Source organism: Streptomyces sp. CO7 (assembly GCF_053474865.1).
Genome location: NZ_JBRIOU010000007.1, coordinates 95,360 through 97,855, shown reverse-complemented (window position 1 = coordinate 97,855; position 2,496 = coordinate 95,360). Strand labels below are relative to the sequence as shown.

3 protein-coding genes and 1 pseudogene are annotated in these 2,496 nt (G+C 76.3%); all 4 read left to right on the top strand.

Features of this window, described 5'->3' with window-relative positions; all coding sequences use genetic code 11:
- Positions 1–209 (top strand): annotated as a pseudogene (locus ACOV8S_RS24270) (glucose-6-phosphate dehydrogenase); the annotation flags it as partial.
- Entirely contained in the window at positions 206–757 is a 552-nt protein-coding gene (locus ACOV8S_RS24265) for a gluconokinase (RefSeq protein ID WP_448320275.1), read from the top strand. The pseudogene ACOV8S_RS24270 and the gene ACOV8S_RS24265, both read left to right, overlap by 4 nt.
- A gap of 230 nt (positions 758–987) precedes the next feature.
- A complete protein-coding gene (locus ACOV8S_RS24260; RefSeq protein ID WP_448320274.1) occupies positions 988–1,404 on the top strand; it encodes a DUF7144 family membrane protein in 417 nt (138 codons plus the stop codon).
- A 124-nt stretch (positions 1,405–1,528) separates the two neighbouring features.
- A complete protein-coding gene (locus ACOV8S_RS24255; protein WP_448320273.1) occupies positions 1,529–2,308 on the top strand; it encodes a class I SAM-dependent methyltransferase in 780 nt (259 codons plus the stop codon).
- Positions 2,309–2,496: the final 188 nt, after the last annotated feature.

Sequence of the window (2,496 nt, the reverse complement as noted above, 5' to 3'; positions counted from 1 at the left end):
TGGACGTGCTGCGCGGCGACCCCGCGCTCTCCATCCGCGGCGACGAGGCCGAGGAGTCCTGGCGGGTCGTCGAGCCGGTGCTGTCCGCCTGGGAGCGGGGCCTGGTGCCGCTGGAGGAGTACCCGGCCGGCTCCGACGGGCCGCCGCGCCGCAACACCCCCGAGCGACGGGAGGACCTCCTCCACCAGGACGCGGTGCTCCCGCGGTGACCCTCCACGGCGGAACCCGCCCCGGCCCCGACGACCGGAACCCGTGCGTGGTGGTCATCGGGGTCTCCGGGGCGGGCAAGTCCACGGTCGCCCGGCTCCTCGCCGAGCGGCTCGGGCTGCCCTTCGCCGAGGCGGACGACTTCCACCCGCCCGCCAACATCCGCAAGATGTCCTCCGGCGTCCCCCTCGACGACCACGACCGCCGCTCCTGGCTGGAGACCGTGGGACGCTGGCTCGACGACCACGACGCCGACGGCAGCGGGGGAGTGGTGGCCTGCTCGGCCCTGCGCCGGCGCTACCGCGACGCGCTGCGCTCCTCCTGCCCGTCCGCCCTCTTCCTCCACCTCACCGCCGAGCGTGGGCTCCTCGCGGCCCGGCTCCACGGCCGCACCGGTCACTTCATGCCGGAGACCCTGCTCGACTCCCAGCTCGCCGTCCTCGAGCCGCTCCAGCCCGACGAACGGGGCGCCACGCTCGACGCCTCACCGCCGCCCGAGGAGATCGTCCGCCGGGCCGCCGAGGCGGTCGCCGAGGCCGGGACGGCCTGAGCCGCGGGCCGCGCGGTGAGCGGGCCGCCGGTGGCGGCCGGGCCGCCCCGCGCGGACGGGCCCCCGCGCGCGCGGCCGGGATGTGTCGCGCCGCCGGGACGCGTCCCGCGCGGCCGGCGGACCGTCACCCGGACGGGCCCGGTGCGTTCGCCCCCCGTCCGCGCCGGGCCCAGGCTGTGAAGGTGGCGGACGACGCAGCCGCCTCCGCACCCCGACGAAAGGTGACAGCCATGGCGGGCATCCCCGGCGAGGAGCGACACCACAGGGCAGCGCCCGACGACGGCGTCCGGCCGTCCAGCCCGGGGCAGTTCGCCGGCATCGGCATGGTGCTCAGCGGTGTGCTGAGCATCCTCCAGGGCATCACCGGCATCGCCCGGGACCGCCTCTTCGGATCACCCCGCGCGTACGAGTACCGCTTCGACCTCACGTCCTGGGGATGGATCCACCTCGTCGTCGGCGTCGCCCTGCTGGTCGTCGGTGTCGCCCTGCTCCGCCGGGTCCCCTGGGGACGCTCCGCCGGACTGGCGCTGGCCGGGATCAGCCTGGTCACCCAGTTCATGTTCATCCCCTACTACCCACTCTGGTGCATCCCCGTGATGGTCCTGGACCTGATGGTGCTGTGGACCCTGGCCAGGCTCGCCGACTGACGCGGCCCGTCCCCGTCCGCCGGGGAGGGACCTCCAACTCTGGGCACGGGCGCGACCGTTCGGGCCCCGGACGGCCCGGTGCGGCGGCGTGGTCAACCGTCCGGCCCGTCGGTAGCGTGACCGGATGAGCCACGACCGGACGTCACCGCACGCCACCTCCTTCGGCGCGGCCGCGACCGCCTACGCCGAGCACCGCCCGGACTACGCCCACGCCGCCGTGCGCTGGGCCCTCGACGCCGCCCCCGGAGCGAGGGTGCTCGATCTCGGAGCCGGCACCGGCAAGCTCACCGCCACCCTGTCCGCGCTGGGCGCCGACGTGGTCGCGGTCGAGCCCGACCTGAAGATGCTGGCCGAACTGCGCCGCGCCCTGCCCGGCGTACGGGCCCTGTCCGGGAGCGCCGAGTCGATCCCGCTGCCGGACGCCTCGGTGGACGCCGTGGTGGCCGGCAACGCCATGCACTGGTTCGACATGGCCGTCGCCGGCCCCGAGATCGCCCGCGTCCTCGCCCCCGGCGGCGTGCTGGCCGGCCTGTGGAACACCATGGACGACGCGGTCGACTGGGTCGCCGGACTCGCCCGCGTCAGCGGCCCCGCGGCCATCGGCCCGCGCGACACCCCCGACAGCTGGCGCGCCCGGACCGCCGCCATGCACCTGCCCGCCGACGGCGGCCCCGCCCGCTTCGGCTCGCCGGAACAGGACCTCTTCCCGCACGGGCAGACCCGCACCGCGGACTCCCTGGTCGCGACCCTCGGGACCCGCGCCGGGGTCCTCGTCATGCCGGACGAGGAACGGCGGGCGCTCCTCGACCGGATCCACGCCTTCCTCACCAGCCGGGCGGAGACCGCCCACGGCGAGTTCACCCTCCCGCTGCTCACCGGAGTGCTACGGGTGCGCAGGCTGTGACCAGCCTGCCTCCTGCCTCCGGGGCACGCGCGGCGTGACCTTCCCGGGAACGTGAGCCGAGGGCCCGCGACCGCATCGGCGGTCACGGGCCCTCGGTGGCTCGGGTCGGTTGTTCGGTCGTGCAGGTGAGGGCGCGGACGGCGCCCCGGGCGGCTCCGGCCGGTCGCTACGCCGCGGCACGCCGGCAT

Excerpts from the sequence above, each read along its gene's own strand:
- ACOV8S_RS24260 (WP_448320274.1), top strand. The coding sequence starts at position 988 with ATGGCGGGCATCCCCGGCGAGGAGCGACACCACAGGGCAGCGCCCGAC.
- ACOV8S_RS24255 (WP_448320273.1), top strand. The coding sequence starts at position 1,529 with ATGAGCCACGACCGGACGTCACCGCACGCCACCTCCTTCGGCGCGGCC.